The following is a 24,056-nucleotide window of genomic DNA, read 5'->3' as shown; positions in this document are numbered from 1 at the left end:
AAAGCTATTATAATCATTATAAAATAACTGTCTCAGCAAAACAATTGTTGAAAATTGCTATGGTCAACAGCATTTCTAATATGTGTTCCGGTTATTTTTATGCTCAATAATAAAATGTTTATTCACTTATTGGATATCACGAGAATAACGCCTGTTTCATTTTTCTTCCCGCCCTGCAGTACACACAAGTTTTCCCCGAAGACATGCAATTATCGCAGTCGATTTCAGCAACATTTTGCTTGCTGCTTGTAACTGCGAAAAATCCGGCATAGCTTTTAAGGGGGTACATAAAACCACCGCTGAGCAATTTCATATTTATTTTGTCTGCGTCAAGTATGGAAAAAATCTTCTCGACCAGAGAAATTTCCATTCCGAAATATCCCGGTCCAAAATTCCCTGATACGAATTTATCGTGGTTGCAGCTTAGCCCCTGGAGATGGCGTCTTAAGATTTCCTGTCCGGCGTCCACATAGGCATTCTGCCAAATATCATAGTAGACACTATTTAAGCCGCTGGCACCGCTCAAATCCACCTCGCCGGCAGTCAGCAGGTAGACGTAAACCCGCTCAATCTCCCCCGCCGGAATTTGGGCCAATGCCTGGCAGAAAAACGCTTGTCCGTCCAGTATCATTTCAGTTCCGTCATAATACGGTTTTTCATATTCCGAGATTAAGACAGTAATCGCAATTTGATCATCCACATCATCCAAGCTTCGCAGTGATCGCTCAATGATTTTTGGAGAGACTGTTTTTCCCCTGTTATAACCGCACATATCCCGAAATGCTTTTTCGGCAAGATCCTTTCCCTGATTCTTATCTAAGCGAATCACGTGGTTTTTCATTGGCATCTTCTCCCTCTGTCCTCAGCACAGCGTTATTTGATCTTTAAACAAACACCATCCAGAAAAACATTGCTTTTCGCATAACGCTGAATTCCGTTTTGCTTTTCCCGATGCATGAGCAGCCGTTCCAACCCAAAGCCGATACCGACCCAAGAACAGGTCATATTCCATTGATCATCCAGCGGATGCGGCCCCATCGAAGTGGATGCCAACTCCAAGCCATCTTTGCTTACCACATCCAGTCCGATGCCATAAACGACCGAGTCCTCTTCCTGGAGGGAATAATCGTCGATTTGGGCAGTCTTTAAGACAAGCTCTGCCAAGCCCTTCAGCCGGTCGATTCTTTCGTCCTCGGGTGTTCCCCACTCGACGAGATTGAGCATGGTAAATTCTTTTAAATGGGAGTTGCCCTCCGATTCCTTGCGAAAACAGGACCCGATTTCAAAAATGCGCAGCGGCAGCTTCTGGCTGGTCATTATTTTGCGTGAGACTTCATAAAGATTCGGCGCAAGCATCGGACGCAGACAGGTTTTAGCATCGAGCCAAAATACCTGTTTATATAGCGGATTGTTCTGGTCAATTGTCATCTTTTCCATGGCTTTTGACGTGATGATGGTTGGGGTAGTCACTTGAGTAAATCCGTTGCGGCACAACGCGTCCGCCAATTCCTGCTGCAGGCGGCACAGCGCAGGTTTATGACTGACTCCAAGCAGCTGTCGCAAGTCTTCCTTGTTTTTCTCAGCTGCCGTCTTTTCAATTATTTTAAATGCCTGATCTCTTTCCATGGCCGTATTAAAATTCGAAGCTGCGGCTTCTCTTTTGACTCCCAGCTCCGTCAGCCTGTTTTTTTGCGTTTCCGTAAATTCCATGCTCAATATTATCACCTATCTTCTGTTATCCGTAAATACCGTCTGTGAGTATTTGGTCAGCTTCCACTCAGGAATTTTACACTTTTCGCAGGGATATTTACACCATCGATTGCGCAGCCACCGTGCGCTTCGGCTGTTTTTCGAATTCCAGACAACAAACGTCTCCCCGCAGTGCGTTGTCACAACCATGTTATTTCCTCTGTTTTCCAGTGTTTTAACCCCGTGCAGTGTTCCGGTGCGCGACGGCCAGAGTTTTACTTTGTCGATTAATCGAAAGAGACTTTGATTCTTGGATATGAATCGTATATTTTTTTGTTTTTGGGAATCCTTTTTTGCTTGTTCCATAAGTCAGCCCTCCAGCTGTTTCAGGCAATCAAAATACATGGTCATGATCCCCAGTTCTAGAGGATTATGAATAACCGTCGCTTTCTTTGTCGCCTCAGGCGTTACCCCGCAGGGCATACCTGGCGCCGCGATAATTGTCGTTGCCCTTACGTCCTTTCCCGTAATAAAATTCCCAGCCGGGCTGGCATCCACAATATAGGCATACTCCTTGACAGGCGCGGGTGCTGAAACCCACTGTGAATTCCGCAGTGATGCTGCTAAAGCGGAAGCTTTGTGCTGATCCAAATCACAGATAACCGGCACCGCATTTTGCTGGGCGATATATTCGGCTGCCGCCTGTCCCACAGGTCCAGAGCCAATAATCAGCACCCGTTGCCCAACTGGATCAATCCCCTGTTTTTTCATCGCCTCTGTCAGGGCGGCGGCAAAACCGCTTCCCGTAGCCCAGCCATTGTCGGAATGGGCAGCAGCGTTGATGCCAAAAGCCGCACAAACGTCATCATCAGCCATGAATGCCAGCTTGCATGGTGACATGAAGGCGTGCTGAAGCCCGGCGACATCCGTCTTTTCCGTAATCATCACCTCTGCCCCTGCGTAACGAAGAATTGCCCCCACAGCCTGTGAGAATCCCGATATCAGACCCAAACCGCTTGTAACCGGGACAACTGCCGTTTTGACCACGCACTCCTCCTGTGTATAGCCAACCGCTTTCTTGGCGATTTCCGCCATTTTACAGCCTGTCTGCTCTCTAAAATGTTCGTCATAAGCCCCGATCTGAGCTTTAATGAAATTGATATCGGACTTCAGTAGTCTTGACATAACCGCTAGTACTTACCTCCCTTCAATCAACTAATTCCCAGTTTTCTATCTCCAGTTCTTTTTTCATCTGCCCAATGAACCTGTCAAAAGCCGCATATGCCTTTTCCTGGCTTTCCCCAACAACAATAATGATTCCTTTCCAATTATGGCTGCCTTCCTCATAGTCGGTAATCGCTTCCTTACAGCCGAAAAGGCCCTCGCGAATTTTTAAATGCCGGCAGGACGCAATCATATGTTCACCTGCCACCGTGATTTTCCCACCGCTGACGTGTATCTGCTGATAGATGCAAACCTGCTTTGCCGGCAGGATCCTGACGCTTTCGCTGTTTCCCAGTGCCAGCTCCGTCATCATATGCACCATGTTCATCCCTGTGGAATGATAGACGCTGACGGGTGTCTGGCTCGGCAGCCTCGCATCAATTTCCAATAGTTTCAGCTTCCCCTTGTGGCTGATGACTTCAATGTCGAAAATGCCCTTAATTTTCAGACTCTCCGCCAAACTTTGGCCGATTGCCAGCATCTGCTGCTTTTCCGTTTCTCCTATAGCGGCGGGAGCAATAATCCGTTTGCAATCGTAATCATCAGCCACCACGACCTCGGTGATTTGCGGAAAATAAAAGTGTTCTCCGTCTCCAATAACCTCAAGGGAATAGGACGCACCCTCTAGATATTCCTGGACGACGGTTTGTTCCCCAATATGTCCCTCCAGGTACGCTTCAATTTCGGATTGACTGTAAGCCTTGATGACATTCCTGCTGCCGCTTTCTCCGTCCGGCTTTAAAATAACCGGGAAAGTGCAGTCCGGATAAATTTTTGGCACCGGCAGGTTATTCTTAAAAAATAGGTCGTTGGAGTTGGTTTTTGAACGCGAAATAGTGTACGCCTTGAGATCAAACAAGACTTTCAGACCCAACCGTTGCCCATACGCTTGTACTTTTGCCAGGACGTCCGCATCCTCAATGACCGGGAGCACGACCTCCGCTTTGGACAATACCGAAAGCACAGCTTCTTCATCAAAAATGTCCGCATTAATGAATTCGTCCGCCAGATCGCGGCCCGGGGCTTCTGCGTTATGGTCAATCACCGTAACATAATATCCCGCCTTCTTCGCCAGATAGATAGCCTCAACCCCCTGCAGCTTCGCACCGATGATTAGTATGTTTATCATAAAATGACTCCCTCTAAAATGAATATATTATCGGCAGCCTGTCCGAACGTTGGCTTTGTCCGCATTCCTTCTGTCTGCAACCCAGCGGTTGTAGTCCTGGGTATCGGCATTCTCCAGGTGGCATCGTTTTAACGTATTCTGAATACCTGCCACTGTGCGGTAGCCTTCATCAATATCATGCTTGCAGTTGGCAACTCCAGAGAATCCTTGTTCGGGCGGAATGATCGAGGTGACCACGTTAGCCCCGGCCATCAGCCTTTTTTCAAGGCCGGCCAGCCCTTCGACATCCAGCGAAGCCGGAATCAATTCATCCGGGAACAGCAACCGCATGACTGCGATATTCATCAGTTCGCTATGATATTCCGGATTCACCGTTCCTTTAAGCGGTGCTCCTTCTTGCTGGATAAAGGTCATCGTCCTGATCTGAGCCGCTCCCAGCTGCCTCATTTCGCTGAAGGAATGAACACGATCCTGCAGCGTGTCGCCAACACCGGTCAATAGACCTTCCTCCAGCAGCATCCCCAAATCCTGCGCATACCGCTTGGCAAGCATCCGTTTTTCATAACTCTGTCCCTGCCGTAATTGGGTAAACAGTGCTTTCCGATGTGTCTCCTGGTAGAGAGCAAACCAATCGGCCCCTGCCAGCTGAATCAGTTCCAGTCCGCGCCGGTCAAGCAAACCTGGCGAAACCATGACTGTCAACCCTGTTTTCTCTTTGACTGCCTTGACAATCGAAGCAAGCCGCTCCGGGTGTTTTGTATAAAAAGGATCGTCTCCCGTGGTTAAATCAATCAAATGCACCCCGGATTTCTGCAGCTCCTCAGCGATGGCGACCACTTCCCGAAGTGTTTTGCGGTATCGGTGAGGATTGGCATTTTCTTTGCGGTAATAACAAAACGTACAGCTGTTTTGACAAAATGTTGAAAAATACACGAAGCCATAGAGAAAAACTTTATTCCCGAATGCGGCCTGCCGCGCCTGTCTTGCAGCTGCAAAAATCTGATTGGTTTCGCTTTCTTCTGTTCGGCTCAGCAGATATTCAACCTCACCGAATGATATTTGATTCCCTTTCAGGCATTTTCTAAGCAGTGTTTCCAGCATGCAATCATCCTCCCGCTCACTTAAATCATTTCCAGCCGATAAATAATGGGTTCCCGTAGTCTTTCCTGATTGATACAGTGATGCCCTAAAAATTTTACCTTGGAATTTTTCGTTTCTTCAAACAAGATATCCCGGTATTTCTTTGATGCATCTACCCGGTATGGCCTTGCCAACAGGTATCCTGCCTTTTCCATGGAATACGAAGTCTTACCGCATACGTGAATCAACGCCTCTTTCAGCTGGGGCTCTATTTGCCCAAAGAAAAGCCGGTTATATTTCCCGCTGAACTGTTTGTAGAACCGCTCCCCCACATATTCCATGTCACCTGCCGGATCGGCATAGGATATGATTTTCACGCCATGGTCGATTGCCGCTTTGGCATATGCGGACAATTCGTTTAATATCAGGCTCAGGACTGCTTCAAGCATTTCCGAGTGCTTTTTTCCGAAAGTATAAAGGGATACAGGAGAAACCATATACCCTAAGGCCGCAAACGGGCCCGGCAGGTCAATCATGCCTTCCGGCAGGCTCTTTCGCGAATTTTCGGCTAAAGCAGTTACCAACAGGCTTTTGAGGAGAACCTCTTTGTTCAACAATTCGTCGGGGCTGCTTAAGGGGTATGCACATGCCTCCCCTTTCCCATTGTGAATACCCGGGCAGGAAAAGGCCATGGGTTTGTTGATTGGAAATGGATCGTGTTTGTGCGGAATCACCATTGCCTGGGAAAAGCTCTTGGCAAAATCCTCTCTCATGGCTGTTTCAACAAATTCCACCCTGCGGACCACCGCTTCAGCTTCGCGCCTCTTGTCACTGTTGCATAGTGCCATCTGGGCGCCGGCACCGGCCGCATTTCCTGATATTTTGATGTTTTTATAGCTGCAGTCCGGGAACAGTCCCAGATTCAGCGCATTTTCCTGATTGATATAGCTGCCAAAAGCGCCGGCAAGGACGACCTCATCCACAACGGCGATTTCGCACCGCTGCATCAATGTTTTGGCACCCGCGTACAATGCCGCCTTGGCAAGCTGTACCGCTCTAACATCTGCCATTGTTACAACAATGTCCCGTTCCTCCTGTGTTTTTCCGAAATACAGGACATACTCTTTTTTTCCCTTGTCCCCCAAACGAATCCTCTGGGATTCTGCATTCGACGAAAACCTTCCGTCGGGTTCAATGATTCCGGTCACGGCCATTTGGGCGATCACATCGATGATTCCGGAACCACAAATTCCAACCGGCACCGTCCCCTCTGTTCCGATTACTTTTAGCTCAGGCTCCAACGTGACCGGATTGATTTTAACTGCTTCAATTGCCCCCTTAGCCGCACGCATCCCACATTTGATCTGAGCCCCTTCCAGCGCCGGCCCCGTTGCACAGGAGGTGGAATATAGCTTCTCACGATTCCCAAGACATATTTCACTGTTTGTCCCGATGTCAATAATCAGCTTCATTCTATCCTGCTTATGGGGCCCTTCCGCAATTAAAACCGCCGCATTATCTGCTCCGATAAAGCCCGCTTCCGAAGGCAGACAATGGACATTTCCTCCGGGCATGATCCGGATCCCAAGTTCTCGGGCTGGAATATCCAACGCTTGCGCTATGGGAGAAATAAACGGGGATACACCCAGGGCTTCCGGCGAAAAACCCAGGGCGATGCATGCCATCACCGTATTGAAAACCAAAACCTGCTCACAGATCTCTTCGGAAGAGAATCCTTCGGCTGCCGCCAGCTCTTGCAGGGTTTTATTGAGTTCATCAACCAAAAGTTCTTGTAAAATCTTCACACCGTTTTTATTGGCCATGCAATACGATATTCTCGAAATAACGTCATCGCCATAGCGTACCTGCGGATTGATAAAAGAACCTGTCTGCAAGAGCTTGCCAGTACTTAAATCGTACAAGTAAACGACAACCGTCGTCGTTCCGATGTCTGCTGCTGCACCGTAATACGTGCGAATCCTTCCTGGGCTTACGCCAATGATTTGCCTGCCATACAGAATGTAAACGGTGATTCTCCACCCTCCCGTCCGTATGGCTGGGGAAAGCATGCGCAGTGCTTCAACGTCGATGGTTAGATTTTCATCCAATTCTTTATAAACGGAAAGCGCCTCTTTTACCCTTGTGAAATCATCCCGATTATCTTTCAAGGTTGCTGTACCAAGCTCAAGATAATATGTTTTCACCGCCGGTTCCAAAGGGATTTCTCTGACTTCTCCTGCCTCAAGAATTACCTGGGGCTGCAACCGGCTTTCATGAGGTACCTCCAATACAACGTCGCCCTGAACTTGCGTCATACAGGCCAGACGGTATCCTGACTGGCGTTCCGATTCGGAAAGCAGAATCTTTTCTTCCGCTGTTAACGGTGAGAGATGACCTGCACACGAAGTGATCTGATATTGTTCAAAGTTTCCTTCAACGAGTTTGATCTTGCATTTACCGCAAGATTTCTCCCCGCCGCAATAAGCAGGTATGTGCACGCCTGCTTCCTGAGCTGCCTGCAGCAATGTTTTTCCTTCCTGTAGTGTTACTCTTGTGCCAAAAGGCTGAAAAACAAGCGTACATAACATGGATACCATCCCCAAACGTCTGAATTATAATAAAATAGATGCCTGCAACCCCGTTAACATTCTTCTATGAAACAACCCTGTCCCATATCGGAATGTTTAGAGATTACCAGACACCTATACCGAAATACATTATGGCGGAGAGTCCCGGAGTCGCACCCGGCTGTACGGATTTAGAGTCCGTAAGATCACTACGATCCACCCTCCATGTGGTCATCTGACAACAGCCCGCAGCGAGTACTATGTTAACCCTAATCTCATATATTCTGCCAGCAGATTTTTTGTAATACTGCGTTGTCGTCAATCAGCATACGTTCGGTATGCCTCAATCCTCCGTCTTGTCTTACAAAAAATCTGCCGCCATTATATTACAATTTTAGGGTTAACAAGGTACTGGAACTTACGAACCACCCTGAGTCAGTAAGCGTTTAACCTACGGACTGTCGGCAGATGAATACCGTTTTCGTATTTATGCCTGATGGAAATTAATCATTCCAATAGGTCAGGCCTAAATCAGTCATAATTTGAACAGCTTCGTCGTAAACCGTGATGTATTCCTCGGTAGGAACCAGTTTCTTTGGATCGTAGCATTCCTGGAAGGTTTTCCCTGCAGGAGCTGTTTTGTAATCTTTTTCGTACATCGAAACCAGTTTATCGAGAAGGATGTTTACTTCATGAAGATCCATACCAGCGACTGCGTGGGCAACTTCACCCATAAAACGCGCTTCCATTGCGGTAAAGAGGTCGGTGACAACACCTTTACCGGCTGCGACACCAGACAAAATCTCGCGCCCGCTGGCCGTATCTGTAATGGCCTGCGCCGCTGTCTCCAGCAAGCACATCACCGTACAGGGACCTGCCAAAGTATAGTACTGATTTCCCAGCATCAGATGAGTGTTTTCCTCAATGGCACGTGCCGCGTGACCCGCAACAGCAAGAGCCTCTCTCGCCGTTGTAATGCCCCAGCGTACGTGCACGGGCCCATCTAAGTGCCAGGTGGCCTGTAACATGACAAATGAATTTAAAGTTGTGGCGACATCAACGATCGTGGTCTCTTCCAAACCACCCGCGTATCCGCCAAAAATAGGCATCTGTTCTACCATGACGTTTACACCAGCTGTAGCGTAATGGGCACCAACAACCAACGCACCTACGTCGATTTTGAGCTCATTCAGCTGAGAAACCTCGTGGGAATCAGAAGGCCTCATGCCGCCTTCGAAGTCAGCAGCGATGACTCCGGCAGCACTTAAAGAAGTCTCGTTCCCCTACAATCCCATTCCTGAGCGTCCCGCTCTGAGTTGTGCCTCACGAACTTGTAAGGCCTCGGAACGCACAGCCATGATTTCCCACGGGGAACCCGGTACAGGGTCTTTGCCCATGACGGTCTGCAAAACGCCGTCAACAATGGTATCCACGATCCGTTCCTGGGCATAAGACTGATGAATTGGCAGAAACATTTCCTCCGAACAAGGGGAACCGGTAGGTCCTCCCTGAATCACAGGAGCCTTTGCCGAGGCATATGATCTAGGAACAACATTGATCGCTTCCTTACCTTCACCGTAAGTGAAATGGTCAGGAGCCACTTTGATGGCATGTAATACTTCATCGCGTGTATACTTGATTACACGACCGGTGTCAATACAATAGACACCGCATTCCACAAGCATATCCAACCCTGCGTTGAACAGATTGTCGATCAATTCCTTGTCTTCCGGAATAATGGTCTTTTTGTCCATCTTGATTCCGTATTGCTTTTTCAGCTTGGTAGCGGTCTTGGGGATAATATTAAAATCCCATTCCTTTTCCTCTACTTTTGGGCCGGATTTTGCCCGGTCATAGACATCAAAAACTGTAACGCCTTTACCAATTGATTTCACGAATTATGCACCTCTTTTCTTTGCCATTAACTCTTTGGCAATTGCGATACCCTCGTTGGCTGTGTCGCCATAGGCATCCGCCCCGATATCTTGGCACCATTTAGCAGATACAGGAGCACCACCAAACATCACAATGTATTTTTCGCGAATTCCGTCTTCGATCAGAAGGTTGATGATATCTCTTTGGGATGCCATTGTGGTTGTCATGAGGGCGGATCCGCAAATGATATCGACTTTATATTCTTCGGCCTTCTCGATAACAGTGGATACAGGCACATCGCGGCCCAAATCAATCACCTCAAAGTTGTTGGCCGAAAACATTGTTTTCACAATGTTCTTCCCGATATCGTGGATGTCTCCCTGTACAGTATGGATCAGCACTTTTCCGTAGGAAGTCTTGTTTTTCTCCTCGTCGGACAGTGAACTCGTCAGGATTTTTACTGCTGTTTCAAATGCCTCCGAAGCCATCATAAGATCAGGAACGAACGCCTCGCCTTCGTCGAACAAGTTGCTCATAACCGTCATGCCTTCCGCAAGGCCGGAACTAATACATTCCAACGGATCAAGACCTGCTTCAACTGCTTCATTAGCCGCTTCTTCAGCTAAATCGCTGTCCATCTCCACAATCGAATTTTTGAGTTTTTCAAAAATCTCTTTGCTCACGTGTTTCTCTCCTCCTTAATTATAAAATTTATTGTTTATGGAACTTCATATCTTGCTTTTTGTCATTCTGATCCGTTTGCCCGGAACGCAGAACTAAAAGCTAACAATATGCTTTGATTTGACACAGGACTGTTTTATATCCCGGCGACGACACCCAAAAGCGTTCAATAAAAAAAGGAATCACAAAATATTTGCGACTCCATTGTCTCTTAGGATATCCCGATATGATTTGTCCGCTGTGTCAACTCTATGTTCGTATTATAGATTGCTCATGCCCGAGTTCAAAGATACAATTCCGGAATTTTTTCGGGATACAATTTCTTTTGATCTTTTTATGCTAAAACGTTATCATCACCGCTGAATTGTATCCTAAAAATCCTTTCAAATTGTAGCTTAACAATTTTAAAACCGTGATTTACACTGTTTATAAATATTAAACTTTTGTTTAAGAGGCGATCCAAAGCAACGATGCTTTGCCATTCATTTGGTAAGCGTCTTTTTTTATGCTAAAACGTTGCATAATACGCAGGGCCGCTGGATAACTATTTAATTCAAACCATTAGGAGGACGCAAGCATGAGTAAAGAATTGCTGATGAAGGTACTGAATCACGAGGATACCAATGGACAGCTCCCATGGATTCCTTTCGCCGGTGTTCATGCCGGAAAACTTAAAGGTTACACGGGAAAAGAAATTTTAACAGATTCCGCAAAATTAATTGAATGTCTGCGGGAAGTCTACAGATTATATCAACCGGACGGGATGCCAATTGTCTTTGACTTGCAGATTGAAGCCGAAATTCTAGGGTGCGAACTGCTATGGGCTGATTACAATCCACCCTCTGTGGTATCTCACCTCTTTGACAAAGAAAAAGGGATTCCCTGCAAATGCAAATTTCCGACGGCAGAATCCGGACGCATACCGATCGTATTGGAAGCGATGCGGGTAATGAAAGAAGAAGTCGGTGATCAAACGGCGCTTTACGGATTGATCTGCGGACCATTGACGTTGGCCTCGCATCTTCGCGGAAGCGAGTTTTTTAAAGACGTCAATAAAAATCCGGATTATGTTGTCCAGCTCACGTCTTTTTGTGCCGAATATGCACAGAAAATGGCCGACTTATATATTGAAGCAGGGATGGATGTCATTGCCGTCGTTGATCCCCTTGTCAGCCAGATCTCTCCGAAGTCGTTTTCAAAGCTGCTGCATGAACCGTTCAAAGCCGTCTTTGATTATATCCGGATGAAAGGTGTTAAGTCGTCCTTCTTTGTCTGCGGCAATGCATCCTATCAAATTAAAGTCATGTGCGAGACGTATCCGGACTCCATGGCTGTCGATGAAAATGTCGATATGGTTGCTGCCAAAGTGATTACCGACCAGTACAATATTGCATTAAGCGGCAATATTCCATTAACAACAACGATGCTGTTTGGGACCCAACAAGATAATATGAAAGGCGTTCTGGATTTAATTGACAGTATTGACAACAAAAAGAACCTCATTATCAGCCCAGGGTGTGACATGCCCTATGACGTACCGCCAGAGAATACCGTTGCCTGTGCGATGGCGGTTCATCGTCCGGATGAAGTCCGGTCGATGATTGCCAACTATTCGTCAAGCGGATTCGATGACATTGAAATTACGATTCCTGATTATGCAAGCAGGGACAAAGTCTATATCGAGTTGTTTACCCTTGATCCTGAGCAGTGTGCAGCTTGCACCTATATGGTAAAGAGCGTTACCGATATCTACGATGAAATCAAAGACATGGCCGACTATGTTGTTTACAAATACTTTATTAAAGAGGATATCGCTAGAACCGCAAAAATGGGACTCAAAAACCTTCCCACCATGTGTATTGACGGAGAGAGCGTCTACATTTCAATTATCCCTGACAGCGATGAGCTCATTACCGAAGTTACTAAAAGATACAATAAAAAACATGACAAATAAGATAACCCCATGAAATTAATCAAAGAGTCATTTAGAGTTTTTCTGATATGTCAAAAAGGAGGGATGTTTGTGATCAAGATCATCCTGCTAACCGGTTTCCTGGGTTCGGGAAAAACCACGCTTCTTGAGCGTCTGCTCCAACACTTTGATGATACGCCAATTGGACTGATCGTCAATGAATTTGGCGAAATCAACATCGATGCCCGTCTGATAGAGAAAGACGGGATACCCATGTCAGAGCTTTCCAACGGGTCAATTTTTTGTGCTTGTATCAAAGAAAATTTTGTCAAGGCCATCATCAAAATGTCCTCCAGAGAGATCGAATACCTCTTGATCGAAGCCTCCGGCCTTGCCGATCCAAGCAGTATGGGGCAAATCCTACAAGCTATAAAGGCAGAAACGGTTCATCCCTGCCGATACTGCGGCTCCCTCTGCGTATTGGACGGCGAAGCCTTTCTGGAACTGGAAAGTGTGCTTCCAGCTGTCCGGAAACAATTGACCTATGCAGGTGCTGCTATTGTCAACAAAGAGGATCTGATTAATGACGAAGTTAAATCCAAGATTCTAAATGTGGTTAAAACGGTTAACCCAAATGTTCCGATCTATTTTACGAGCTACTGCAATCTGGATATTGCGCAACTATTTCGCCAGATTAAACCTTCAGAAGTAACAAGTAAAGCCTCTTCCAACACCCCGGAAAACAGACCGCAAACCTTTATCTTGAAGATTCTGAACCATATTACGCTGGATGAATTGCAAGGATTTCTTAAATTTATTGCTCCCTATACCTATCGCATAAAAGGTTTTGCCAAAGTCGGCGATACGGATTACACCGTCAGCGGTGTACGTTCTCATATGCTGATACTCCCATGGCCCGGCAAAACATCATGTTCAGAAATTGTGCTTATCTCTAGCGTGGGCATCGGAATAACAAGTGTCATAGCCAATGGAATAAAAAGATACGCACCGCTTGCCATAAAATTGTAACGCAACTTAAGTTAAAGGATAAGGAGCAGACTAATGAAAATCTCGCCTCAACTCGATAAAATACTGGAAAAAGCTTGGAGCAACATACCGCTTGATCGGCAGGATTGCAGATACCTTTTGACAATTGATGAGCTCAGCTTCGAGTCAGGTTTACTCAGATCTGCTGCTTCAAGCATTATCAGGAGTAAGAATGATAATTCCGCTATCATTTTAGGTCAAATCGGAGTTGATGTGACATCTTGCCCCGGCGGATGCAAATTCTGTACTTTCGGAGAGGATCATACGCGGTTCAAAGATAACCATCTCCGTGATGAGGAATTGGAAGAAAAAATAGCGAGCTTCTGTCAGTACGATGATTTATATGGATTATATCTTATGACAATGCACTCTTATGATCTAGACCGGTATTTGCAAATCATAAGTAAGGCGAAAGCATTGGCTCCAAAGTCTACTCAGATATGGGCCAATGTCGGAGACAGTAGTCTGGAAGCATTTAAAGAGATGAAGAGCGCAGGAGTTACAGGAGTCTACCATGTTTGTCGGATCAGAGAAGGTGTTGATACCAAGCTTGATCCCAGAGAGCGTCTTCAAACAATGAAGAACGCGCTTGATGCAGGGCTTGAACTATATACTTGTTGCGAGCCAATAGGCCCGGAGCATGGCGTTGACGAGCTGGTTAGCAATATCTTTATCGGCATTGAAATCGGGATAACTCAGCACGCGGCAATGCGGAGAGTCGCAGTTCCTGATTCTCCCCTTGCCAAATACGGTCAAATCAGCGAGCTAAGGCTAGCACATATTGTTGCGACGATTTCCCTTTGCTCTCTGACCGTTCCCACTATGGCCTATATGGGGGTTCATGAACCGAATGAATTAAGTTATGCATCGGGTGCCAACATTATCACTGCGGAGAGCGGAGCAAACCCGCGTGATAGCCAAGCCGATACATCAAAAAACCGGGGAATGGATATGGCGCGCTGCAGAAAGATGTTGTTCGAATGCGGGTTCGACAATATCCGCAGAGGCGATGAAAGCAAAATCCCTCTGAATTTAGATTATCTGATTAAAACAAATTCTTAAATATCACGTTAGTTCCCGAATGACAATTTATTCTATACTTTAATTAGAAATCGCCAAAAAGAAATCTTTTAGATTTCAAATTAAGCTTCTAGTATTATGATTTTTAAATAATTAGACAAATAGATTTTTTAGGGTCCGGCCCACGCACCACATTCCGCTTTCGGCTCTTGCGCCATCCATAAATTGCATTAAGGAAGTTAAAATTCTTTTGCCCTCCTTGGCAAATTTTAACTTAGGTCCATCCATGGACCGTTGCGCTTCGCCTCCATGCTCCGCTTGGCGCTGGAATAGTGGTACGCAGACCGTGCTATGTAGCTGAATGTCCAGTTATTTAGAAAACGTTGTACTAGAATATAAAATTTGTATGAACTTGAATCATTATAAAACCTCCCCATGATCACTTGTTTTTTAGTGTATCAGTGGGGAGGTTGTTCTTTCCGACGGTATTGTTCCAGCGCTTACAAATTATTATGCGCAATAAAAGGAAATCCTGAGAAAGATGTTGAATCTTAGGGAATAATTTCCGAACGCATCTACGTTAATGGGAGAACCACAATGAAAAGTATAAGGATAAAAATAATCATAATTTTTGTTTTAATTTTTACCATATCACTTAGCATTCTTGCGGGGCTAAACTATTGGCAGTCAAGGAATGTAATTCTTAAAAATATTAAGAATGAGTTAGTAAAAACAGCCGATAGTCAGGCAGAAATCATCAAAATGTGGTTTGACATCCGAAAGGCTGAAGTTGGTACAATTGCCAGATCGCCTGTATTATTAAACGGTAACCGTGAAGCAGGGTTAACTTATCTTAGATCTGAGTGGAAAAACAATCCGTTATTTGAAAATATTCTCTGGGCTGATCCCGATGGACATTTTTTTGGGGCAGACGGTATCGTAGCTAAAGTATCCACACTTGAAGATTTTAATAGGGTATTAAGTGGTGAAACAATCATTCAAGGCCCTTTGATTTCTCCATCCACCGGTAAACTTGTGGTATCTGTGGTTGCGCCTATCGTCAATAACGGAAAAGTCACCGGTGAGATTGCCATTCCTGTTACTGTCAGAGATATTGAACAACACATACTGTCGGTTAAAGTGGGACAAAGCGGCTATGCCTTCATCGTTCGCAGCGACGGGCTTACCGTAATCCACCCTGATATCCATGTTGCTAATAGAGAAAATTGTCTTACCGACCCTGATAGTTCTGAATCATTTAAAGAAGCCGTGAGAAAAATGGCGAGAGGTGAAAAAGGGTTCGGCAATTATGTATATAAGGGCATAGAAAGATATATCGCATACGCACCAGTCCCAGGAACCGACATGTCGATTGCAATTACTGTACCCTTGCAAGAGGTAAATAATAATCTGGTATCATTTACTAAGATATCCATGTGTATTATTATCGGGGTACTTATTCTGGTTGTATTGATTCTAGTTCACGTCACTTTATTTATTGTAAGGCCGATCGAGGTTCTGGAAAAAGAAGCTAACCGAGTTGCCGGAGGAGACTTAAGCGTCACAACGGTCAATGTTCATTCTAAGGACGAAGTAGGGAGCTTAGCTAGAGCTTTTGAAAATATGGTTCAAAAACTCAACGAAAGTTATTCGAAATTGGCGTTAGCATATAATAAACTTGAGGTTACCTATGAACAAATATCAGCTTCGGAGGAAGAACTGCGGCAGCAATATGACGAACTCCAAAAGTCGGAAGAAGAGCTGCTATACTTAGCTCACTATGACCAATTGACCAACTTACCTAATAGAACCCTATTATTTGAACAGGTATCCTCATACATTGCCAAGGCTGATCAAAATCAGAAAAAAGCAGTGTTATTCTATTTAGATCTGGACAATTTTAAATCTGTAAATGATACATTAGGCCATATTCATGGGGATTTATTATTGATGGAAGTTGGCAAAAGGTTAAGCTCCTGTGTCAAGAAAGCCGATACTGTGGCCCGTCTGGGAGGGGACGAGTTTGGCATATTATTACGTAATATAGATAATAATATTCAGATTTTATCGATTCTTGAAAGGATCTCGGCAGATTTTAGAGAACCGTTTGTTTTAAATGGATATGAGTTTTTTATCACTGCAAGTATTGGAATAGTGATATATCCCGAGCACGGAGAAAATGTGGATACACTATTAAAAAATGCTGATACTGCAATGTATCATGCAAAGAACTCCGGAAAGAACGGTTTCCGCTTTTATGAAAATTCAATGAATCAGAGTTTATTGGACTGGGTAGACATCGAAAACAAACTAAGAAGAGCGATAGAAAAGAATGAACTTGTTTTGTTCTATCAACCACAAATTGACTTAATTAGTGGTAAGATTAAGGGTTTTGAAGCGTTAATACGATGGTACCATCCGAAAAAGGGCCTTATCAAACTTACGGAATTCATTACGGTAGCAGAAGAAACTGGTCTAATCATTCCTATCGGAGAATGGGCGTTGCACACTGCGTGTCATCAGTTAAAAGGATGGCATGATATGGGACACGAACACTTAAATATTTCCATTAATCTATCGGCAAGGCAGTTTAAACAGCCTAATTTCACTGAAACTATCGAAAAGATTCTTTCCGAAACGAGAGTGTCACCGTCTAACATTGAACTGGAAATCACAGAAAGTACTGCTATTGAGAATATCAATAATACGATCCATGTATTACATAGGCTAAAGCATTATGGAATACGAATAGCATTGGATGATTTTGGGAAAGGTTACTCATCTCTGAATTATTTAAAAGAGCTGCCAATTGATATCATTAAATTAGATAAGGATTTTGTCTTTGATATTTTAGAAGACAACAAACAAAAATTGATTGCCAAAACGATCATTACTTTAGCTCACGGTATGGGATTAGAAGTTGTTGCCGAAGGAATTGAGACTAGAGAAATACTCATTTTTCTTAAAGACATACAATGCAACAGTGCTCAAGGATTTCTTTTCAGTAAACCGCTTATACATGAAGAAGCAGAACTGCTTCTTACCAAGCAATCCTTTTTATAGCATGTACCAGTACAACTGTTATCTATTAAAATACAATTGATTGAATTTTCTTCCGAATTCAAAATGTTCAATCATAGCCTTTCTTGCTTGTTCCGCATCATGATTCCTAATTAGTTCAAGAATTCTCATATGGGTGGCATGGTGCCCCAAATCGGGGGAAATAAAGTCCGAACTCCAGTATCGGTTCATATAGGCTTTACTGATGATATATATGATTCTGGTTAAAACTTCCTGTATTACACTATAAAAATCATCTTTTTAATGCAAATGATCATGAATAGGATTCATAGTACTTCTCCGGTAATCAGGGATCTCTTCATGACCTTTTTGTTTGAAGAAATCAAACTATATGACAAGTTTTTGGAGTATGGAAAACTCAAAGGATATGTTCTGGAGCCACCTGTTTATAAGATTTAAAGGTCGATTTTAGGACTTCTCAATATTGAAGGCGTGGATTAGATAGAAGTCATCTTATCCACGCGTTTTTATGCAGAAAAATGATAAATTGTTTTGCCATCAAGCTTTCATTCACGCGTTTTACCATAATCCTTCCTTAAGAAGAAGAGAGGAATTTACATTTTTTTGTCGAATTTAATTCATTTAAGTTAAAGCTCTTTTATAGCTCTTTTGCTTAAATTGGGGGAGAGGGGGTAATAGTATGAAGAATTTGATTAATCTAATTGAGCAAAGCGAAATATTTCTCATGCGGCGTACCTTGGAATATGCAAAACTTCATAATTATACGAAATACACGTCAACCCTCGAAGAAGCCTGGCGTACCTCGATAAGTGGGTTATCGGAGGCATTAACGAACGCCCTCAAATCCTATTCGTGTATACCTGAATTAAATGTGGATGAAGACTATGCCAATGATCAAATCGCAGCCTTTGGATTACTGGAAGCACAGCGCCACCGCAATCGCGGGATCACCTTAGAAATGTTCCTAGGATTGATGAAATATTACCGTCAATCTTATCTTGATCTGCTAACAGAATCTTACAGCGAACATAATGTAGACCGTGATTACTTTATCGCATTTATTAATAGGTTTTTTGACCGCGTGGAAGTCGCTTTTTGCAGTGAATGGACCAGAGAAACAAAAGAGACGCTGATGATGAATCTTCAGAATACCAACCGACTGATGACCAACGAGAAGAATAAATATTTAACCATCTTTGAAAGTATTCCGACCCCTGCCATTATTCTGGATAAAGATAACCGGGTTGACAATATGAACAAAGCTGCGCAAGGGTTTCTTAGGGATGCAGGCATTACGGGAGCGACGTATTATTCCAATCACAAAAATAGTCAGGGTTTAGAACAAATATTACCCTGGCTTGTTGAAGAATTCACGATATTTATTCATGGTCATGACACTGAAGTATGTATTGAGAAGAATTTAGAGTTACCCAGATCTGAAACCAGAAATTTGGTGATCCGATTTCACCGCATGTTGGATGTTAGTGAAAAATATAAAGGTACAGTCATCATTTTTACCGATTTCACCGATAGAAAAAAAATTGAAGACAGGCTGAAATATATAAGTTTTCATGATGACCTTACCGGGGTATACAACCGCGCTTTTTTTAATGAGGAATTGTTGAGAATAGGTTCTGGAAGGTTTAATCCGGTAGCGATAATTGAATGTGATGTAGATGGGCTGAAGGTTGTAAACGATACGTTGGGACATCAAGCCGGCGATGTTCTCATTAGTGTCACTGCTGAAATTCTCCGTCGTTCCGTGAGGCAAAGCGATGTCGTGGCGCGGGTAGGAGGCGATGAATTTGCCATCATCCTACCATGCAGCCCCTCTGATTCATTAAAAGTGGTCTGCGAAAAAATTAAAATAGAACTGGCAAAACACAATAAACAAAACCCGTTTATGCCTGTTAGTTTTTCAATCGGTGCAGCATTGGGAGATGCCCATCCTGGCAATGTTGATGAAATCTACAGAAATGCTGATAAAGAAATGTATCAAAATAAACAGGAAAACCGGCAAAGATTCGATGTATTATTCAGATCATTATACGCTGAAAATAGAGATAATCTCTACAAGTGGCCAGCCAAGGAGTGAATTAACAACAAACGTTTCAACAGCTGGAAGATCAAATTAAGACCCCCAAAAATTCTTGAGGGGTCTTATAACACATATTCAAGTAAGATCATAAAGCTAATCTTCAACTAATAAAACCGGAATCCAGATGCTTTCCAACCGCAACAGTTGTTCCACATCCGAATCCCGGTTTAATCATGATTAACTTATTTTGCTGAACTTGTCAAAAATGCGTCCGCATCCATATAAGCACTCTCTCCATGTTGCGTTGTATCAAGACCTGTAACCTGGTCATCATCTGTTGCTCTAAGCGGTGTAAAGACACTAATTACTTTAAGGATGATGAAAGTCATAACGCCTGCATATACGTATGTTGCTAAGACAGCGATCAATTGTACTAGCACCTGATGAAAATCACCTGAATAAAAGAGACCGTCGCTGGCTAAAGAGTTCACTGCGGAAGTGGAAAAAATTCCAGTCGCAATGGCTCCAAAAGTTCCGCCAACACCGTGGATACCAAAAGCATCAAGTGCATCATCGTATCCAAATTTGGCTTTCAGGAATACAACCGAGCAGTAACAGATACCGCCTGCCAACAATCCAATGACAATTGCGGATGTCGGGGTGACGAAACCACAGGCCGGTGTAATTGCAACCAATCCAGCTAAAGCACCGGACATGGCACCCAAAGCAGTGACTTTACCATGATGTATTTTTTCGACGATGATCCAGCCTAGAAGAGCGGCAGCCGTTGCAACATGAGTCGTTACGAAGGCTATTACAGCAACTCCGTCTGCCGCAAGCTCACTACCTGCATTGAAGCCAAACCAACCGAACCAGAGTAATGATCCGCCTAAGATCACATAGGGCATATGATGTGGTATGGTAGGGTCTGTTCGCATATTAACGCGCTTTCCGATGACAATAGCTCCCACTAGGGCTGAGATACCAGAACTAATATGAACAACTGTACCACCGGCAAAATCAAGGGCTCCCAGACTGCCTAACCAGCCACCACCCCATACCCAATGAGCAAGGGGGGAGTATACTAACAAACTCCATAACCCTATCCACCAAACATAAGCTTTGAAACGCATTCTTTCGGCAGTGGCACCGGACATTAATGCGGGGGTGATAATGGCAAACATCATTTGGAAAATCATAAACAGCAGATGTGGAATGGTTGCGCCTTCACTTCTGGCCTCAACACCGACTCCCTTTAGGAGCACATGATCGAGACCACCAATGATTGTTTTAATGTCTGGACCGAAAGCCAGTGAGTAACCCAATACTACCCATATGATAGTGACTAGCCCCATTGGAACAATACTTTGCATCATAATGGACAATACATTCCGTTTCTTTACCAATCCTCCATAGAAAAAGGCCAGACCGGGTGTCATTAAAAGAACAAGTGCGCTGGAAATCAGCATAAAAGCAATATCGCCCTGATTGAAACTCATAGTAACTCCTCCTTTTTAGATCTATGAAGACCTACAATCTTTTTTTGAAATAAAAGGCCTCAAAAAAGCGATTGCTTCTTTGAGGCCCCATTGCCTTGGTTATTAACTTGGTGAACAATTATATAATCGTTCGTTCTTGACGGTATCCGGTGAGTATTGTTATCTTCAGCTGAATCAATTCTCTTACCAGTACTATAATATCTATTTGGCGCGTTGTAAAGCCATTTTAAGGATAAATATTGTATACAACGCGGTTGGATTTGTATACTGTATTGTATTTTTTATGCAAGCTTGTCGCCTCCACAGTTTACTCACCGTAGACCCTGTCCCCAAATCAGCTGACCGCAATCCGGGCATTTGCTGTCTTTGGTCTCCATTCGTATTCCGTTGTCGCGGCGAATAACATCCCGTCCGCATTTTGGGCAGCAGGTGGTATTTCCGCCGGGCATATTTCCGAGATAGACATAAGGCAAAATGTCTTTAACCTGGTCCCACAGCACGCGCAAATGCCCCATATCGGTTGCCGGAATATTACTTTTGTACATCGGATAATAGCGGCTCAAATGCCAAGCAATAGGCATATCCAATTGAGCCAGCCAACGGGCCAGGGCTGTTATTTCCTCCGGACTGTCATTCAAGGTCGGAATCACCAACGTTGTTATCTCAGTATGAACCTTGGCGGCAAGTTTTTCCACTGTTTTCAATACCCATTCGAGCTTACCACCGGTATGCTGATGGTAAAACTCTTCGCTGAATCCCTTGATATCAATGTTAGCGGCATCCAAATAGGGTAAAAGATTATTCAGATACTCCTCCTCAATAATACCATTGGAAACAAGCACTACCTTACCGCCTTGTTTTTTGACTAAAGGTGCTGTTTCCATGAGCATTTCATACCATACGAGCGGCTCCGAATACGTAAAGCAAATCCCCAAAGAATCGTTCTCCGCGGACATTGCCGCCATTTGCTGTGGTGTTACGTACTGACCATGACTGACGTGTTGGGATATCTCATGGTTTTGGCAAAAGAAGCAGCGAAGATTACAACCGAAGCCGCCTGCGGAAAAGATCCGACTTCCGGGGTAAAAATGATAAAGTGGTTTTTTCTCAATGGGATCAAGGTGAAACGCAGCCATTTCGCCATAAGTCAAGGAAACAACTTTTCCGCCGATGCAGGACCTTGCTTTACAGAAGCCGGATTGTCCTTCTTTAAGCTTACAATGATGCGGGCATAATCCACATTGAATAAAATCCGCCATGTTTCCATCCCCTTTATCCTAGTACAACGTTCTCTAAATACCACGACAGAAGGATGTAATAATCTGGGCTGGTCTGCATGCCACATTCCGCTTTCGGCTCTTGCGCCATCCTTGGCGCAAAGAGCCGCGCTACGCAATCCGTGCTCCGCTTGTCGCCGGAACTGTGGCACGCAGACCTGATTTGAGGTGTAAAGAAAATTATAGAATGCTGTACTAGGTCATCCGTGACCTTGTCGCTCCTACACCCTCCATGGTGTCCGCGACATTAGGTCATCCGTGACCGTCACAGCCGCGCACCGCAATCCATGTTCCGCTTATCGCTGGAACTGTGGCACGTAAACCTAATCTGAAGTAAATGTTTGGGCTATTCTTGTGAGTAGTTATTTCATATAGGTTGTACAAGTACTACGTTATTCATAATACCGATCGACTTCAAAGCGCCAGAACTCTACGTCTTCTTTCGGGTCAATCCCCGCTTTTTGTTTGGCGATACGGACCTGCTCCTCAGCCGTATCGATCCCTTCCAGATGAGGTAACAGTAATCCAACTCGGCCACCCCGCCGGACAACGACACCATAACGCTTCGGGTCCAATTCCTCCGGACCGGGTATCTTCTCCGTCTCGCCGAGAACATCTACCGATACCGTGATCAAGGGCAATTCGTCCTCTTGAACCGGCCAAAAACGCGGATCTTGAGTACCTGCGGCAATTGCATTGTGTTTAATTTCAGAAGCAAGATTTTCTCTCACCGGCTGGATTGTCCCAATACACCCACGAAGCGTCCCATCTTTATATAACGTGACAAAGCATCCTCTTTTCTCTTTAAGTAAAGGGTCGCCAGGAACCGTCTGCTTGTCAAAAGCCTTAGAGGTTAGATAATATTCCAAACATTCACGGGCGTAACCAGCTACAGGCGATGAGCGATATATCTCTGCGACAAGATAACCGACACCGAAGGGTCCCTCATAAGACAAAACCTTAATGGCACCTTCTCTGGCCCCAAGGGCAAACAACAATGAATTGTAACCGCACTGTCCGGCTTCCTCAATTAGCGATTCGGGTATCGCGCGAATTAGAGTGGTATCCTTTTTCAGCCCCTTAACAAGAAGATTATCCAGTTTAGGCCCGGAGGGATGAAAACCATACGGCCCGTCTTCTTTCAGTCGGTGCGATAAATCGCCGCTCGCTATGAGTGCACACCGCTTTTCGGAATCATTGAGTATTTCCCCAATAATTTTCCCAAAACGTTCCGGTTTATCCAGCGGCATAGCAACAACAACAATTTTCCCTGTCCATCCTGCTTTTTGCAGAAAGTAGAGAGGAATAAGCGACCCATGATCTAATTCGGCTGTCACTGGGACAGACCCCGTTAACTTTTCTTTTATTGCTATCAGAATGTTCTGATCAGTTTCAAAGCACAGGCTGACGTGACTTGCACCAAATCGGCTGAAATTTCCGGAAAGCTGTTCCCCCTCAAGATAAATCAACCCTTCCCGTGATAACGGCGCGTGCGGTGATACAATCAGAACCGTATTGACATCCATTTTTATAACATTTTCAACAAGCTTAATAAAAGCATCCGCTGTCTGTTGGCAGCCTTTTTCTTCACCCCGCCCAACTTCCGGGATCATGATTGGGGGATGTGGAACAAATCCAACATACACAAGACTCATGGTAAATACCTCCATGTGTTTAATAATGCTTAAGTATGACTGAAGAATTAAATGATTATGATACAAAAAATGATTCCCATACTATAATTTCTTTTTTTAAATTCTTTATCCTGCTGAATAAAATTACTATCCTTACTTATATTAAACTATTTATATTGTATACACAGGAAAAAACTCTTGCTAATTTACTGCTGGTATGTTAATTTTTTAATAGCTTTATAAGAACTTTGAGCAAAGATGCTTATTCCTCAACGGTTTTTACCGTGAGGATAGTTTTCTTTGCCTTTTTGTTTTTATAATGACTATTTAATCCAAACGTTA

General features: G+C 44.2%; 17 protein-coding genes and 1 pseudogene. 5 read left to right on the top strand and 13 right to left on the bottom strand.

The genetic code is table 11. The features are described from left to right. Positions 1–136: 136 nt before the first annotated feature. From LPY66_RS05070 to LPY66_RS05030, 9 genes and pseudogenes are all read right to left on the bottom strand, one after another. Positions 137–841: a vitamin B12 dependent methionine synthase gene (locus LPY66_RS05070; RefSeq protein ID WP_337987012.1), complete on the bottom strand. Its 705-nt coding sequence runs from the start codon at positions 839–841 to the stop codon at positions 137–139. 32 nt (positions 842–873) lie between these two features. After that, positions 874–1,710, bottom strand: a complete 837-nt coding sequence (pylSc, locus tag LPY66_RS05065; protein WP_337988026.1) for a pyrrolysine--tRNA(Pyl) ligase large subunit — start codon at positions 1,708–1,710, stop codon at positions 874–876. A gap of 15 nt (positions 1,711–1,725) precedes the next feature. After that, positions 1,726–2,055: a pyrrolysine--tRNA(Pyl) ligase small subunit gene (gene pylSn, locus LPY66_RS05060; protein ID WP_337987011.1), complete on the bottom strand. Its 330-nt coding sequence runs from the start codon at positions 2,053–2,055 to the stop codon at positions 1,726–1,728. A 3-nt stretch (positions 2,056–2,058) separates the two neighbouring features. Then, positions 2,059–2,874, bottom strand: a complete 816-nt coding sequence (pylD, locus tag LPY66_RS05055; RefSeq protein WP_337987010.1) for a 3-methylornithyl-N6-L-lysine dehydrogenase PylD — start codon at positions 2,872–2,874, stop codon at positions 2,059–2,061. 22 nt (positions 2,875–2,896) lie between these two features. Continuing rightward, the gene (gene pylC, locus LPY66_RS05050; protein WP_337987009.1) at positions 2,897–4,042 is read right to left on the bottom strand and encodes a 3-methylornithine--L-lysine ligase PylC; all 1,146 of its coding nucleotides are present in this window, start codon (positions 4,040–4,042) and stop codon (positions 2,897–2,899) included. A gap of 27 nt (positions 4,043–4,069) precedes the next feature. Then, complete coding sequence (pylB, locus tag LPY66_RS05045; RefSeq protein WP_337987008.1) at positions 4,070–5,143, bottom strand: methylornithine synthase PylB; 1,074 nt, start codon at positions 5,141–5,143, stop codon at positions 4,070–4,072. A 20-nt stretch (positions 5,144–5,163) separates the two neighbouring features. Continuing rightward, positions 5,164–7,710, bottom strand: a complete 2,547-nt coding sequence (locus tag LPY66_RS05040) for an ASKHA domain-containing protein (protein WP_337987007.1) — start codon at positions 7,708–7,710, stop codon at positions 5,164–5,166. 482 nt (positions 7,711–8,192) lie between these two features. Then, positions 8,193–9,584: pseudogene (locus tag LPY66_RS05035) on the bottom strand (monomethylamine:corrinoid methyltransferase). Between the two features lie 3 nt (positions 9,585–9,587). Further along, positions 9,588–10,247 (bottom strand): cobalamin B12-binding domain-containing protein, encoded by a 660-nt coding sequence (locus LPY66_RS05030; RefSeq protein WP_337987006.1) that lies wholly within the window; start codon positions 10,245–10,247, stop codon positions 9,588–9,590. A 575-nt stretch (positions 10,248–10,822) separates the two neighbouring features. Here LPY66_RS05030 and LPY66_RS05025 point away from each other — a divergent pair. From LPY66_RS05025 to LPY66_RS05010, 4 genes are all read left to right on the top strand, one after another. Further along, the gene (locus tag LPY66_RS05025) at positions 10,823–12,199 is read left to right on the top strand and encodes a uroporphyrinogen decarboxylase family protein (RefSeq protein ID WP_337987005.1); all 1,377 of its coding nucleotides are present in this window, start codon (positions 10,823–10,825) and stop codon (positions 12,197–12,199) included. A gap of 69 nt (positions 12,200–12,268) precedes the next feature. Beyond that, positions 12,269–13,186, top strand: a complete 918-nt coding sequence (locus LPY66_RS05020; protein ID WP_337987004.1) for a CobW family GTP-binding protein — start codon at positions 12,269–12,271, stop codon at positions 13,184–13,186. Positions 13,187–13,219: 33 nt separating this feature from the next. Then, positions 13,220–14,266, top strand: a complete 1,047-nt coding sequence (locus LPY66_RS05015; protein WP_337987003.1) for a radical SAM protein — start codon at positions 13,220–13,222, stop codon at positions 14,264–14,266. A 555-nt stretch (positions 14,267–14,821) separates the two neighbouring features. Further along, positions 14,822–17,287: a bifunctional diguanylate cyclase/phosphodiesterase gene (locus LPY66_RS05010; protein ID WP_337987002.1), complete on the top strand. Its 2,466-nt coding sequence runs from the start codon at positions 14,822–14,824 to the stop codon at positions 17,285–17,287. Positions 17,288–17,305: 18 nt separating this feature from the next. On the opposite strand, the gene LPY66_RS20965 is transcribed toward LPY66_RS05010, so the two are convergent. Then, a complete protein-coding gene (locus LPY66_RS20965; protein ID WP_443112474.1) occupies positions 17,306–17,503 on the bottom strand; it encodes an FCD domain-containing protein in 198 nt (65 codons plus the stop codon). A gap of 442 nt (positions 17,504–17,945) precedes the next feature. Here LPY66_RS20965 and LPY66_RS05005 point away from each other — a divergent pair, with 442 nt between their 5' ends. Further along, positions 17,946–19,361, top strand: coding sequence for a sensor domain-containing diguanylate cyclase (locus tag LPY66_RS05005; RefSeq protein WP_337987001.1), 1,416 nt, complete (start codon positions 17,946–17,948; stop codon positions 19,359–19,361). Positions 19,362–19,546: 185 nt separating this feature from the next. On the opposite strand, the gene LPY66_RS05000 is transcribed toward LPY66_RS05005, so the two are convergent. The 3 genes from LPY66_RS05000 to amrA form a co-directional block, all read right to left on the bottom strand. Beyond that, positions 19,547–20,803 (bottom strand): ammonium transporter, encoded by a 1,257-nt coding sequence (locus LPY66_RS05000; RefSeq protein WP_337987000.1) that lies wholly within the window; start codon positions 20,801–20,803, stop codon positions 19,547–19,549. A 311-nt stretch (positions 20,804–21,114) separates the two neighbouring features. Then, positions 21,115–22,062, bottom strand: a complete 948-nt coding sequence (gene amrS, locus LPY66_RS04995; RefSeq protein WP_337986999.1) for an AmmeMemoRadiSam system radical SAM enzyme — start codon at positions 22,060–22,062, stop codon at positions 21,115–21,117. Between the two features lie 410 nt (positions 22,063–22,472). Continuing rightward, positions 22,473–23,735: an AmmeMemoRadiSam system protein A gene (gene amrA / locus LPY66_RS04990; RefSeq protein ID WP_337986998.1), complete on the bottom strand. Its 1,263-nt coding sequence runs from the start codon at positions 23,733–23,735 to the stop codon at positions 22,473–22,475. Positions 23,736–24,056: the final 321 nt, after the last annotated feature.

It is taken from the genome of Dehalobacter sp. DCM, assembly GCF_024972775.1.
Lineage (GTDB): Bacteria > Bacillota > Desulfitobacteriia > Desulfitobacteriales > Syntrophobotulaceae > Dehalobacter.
This window is presented reverse-complemented; position numbering and strand designations above follow the sequence as displayed.

Coding starts and splice junctions, on each gene's coding strand:
- pylB (WP_337987008.1), bottom strand. CDS start 5,143: ATGCTGGAAACACTGCTTAGAAAATGCCTGAAAGGGAATCAAATATCA.
- LPY66_RS05005 (WP_337987001.1), top strand. CDS start 17,946: ATGAAGAATTTGATTAATCTAATTGAGCAAAGCGAAATATTTCTCATG.
- pylC (WP_337987009.1), bottom strand. CDS start 4,042: ATGATAAACATACTAATCATCGGTGCGAAGCTGCAGGGGGTTGAGGCT.
- pylD (WP_337987010.1), bottom strand. CDS start 2,874: ATGTCAAGACTACTGAAGTCCGATATCAATTTCATTAAAGCTCAGATC.
- pylSn (WP_337987011.1), bottom strand. CDS start 2,055: ATGGAACAAGCAAAAAAGGATTCCCAAAAACAAAAAAATATACGATTC.
- amrS (WP_337986999.1), bottom strand. CDS start 22,062: ATGGCGGATTTTATTCAATGTGGATTATGCCCGCATCATTGTAAGCTT.
- LPY66_RS05015 (WP_337987003.1), top strand. CDS start 13,220: ATGAAAATCTCGCCTCAACTCGATAAAATACTGGAAAAAGCTTGGAGC.
- LPY66_RS05040 (WP_337987007.1), bottom strand. CDS start 7,710: ATGTTATGTACGCTTGTTTTTCAGCCTTTTGGCACAAGAGTAACACTA.
- LPY66_RS05000 (WP_337987000.1), bottom strand. CDS start 20,803: ATGAGTTTCAATCAGGGCGATATTGCTTTTATGCTGATTTCCAGCGCA.
- pylSc (WP_337988026.1), bottom strand. CDS start 1,710: ATGGAATTTACGGAAACGCAAAAAAACAGGCTGACGGAGCTGGGAGTC.
- LPY66_RS05070 (WP_337987012.1), bottom strand. CDS start 841: ATGAAAAACCACGTGATTCGCTTAGATAAGAATCAGGGAAAGGATCTT.
- amrA (WP_337986998.1), bottom strand. CDS start 23,735: ATGAGTCTTGTGTATGTTGGATTTGTTCCACATCCCCCAATCATGATC.
- LPY66_RS05025 (WP_337987005.1), top strand. CDS start 10,823: ATGAGTAAAGAATTGCTGATGAAGGTACTGAATCACGAGGATACCAAT.
- LPY66_RS05010 (WP_337987002.1), top strand. CDS start 14,822: ATGAAAAGTATAAGGATAAAAATAATCATAATTTTTGTTTTAATTTTT.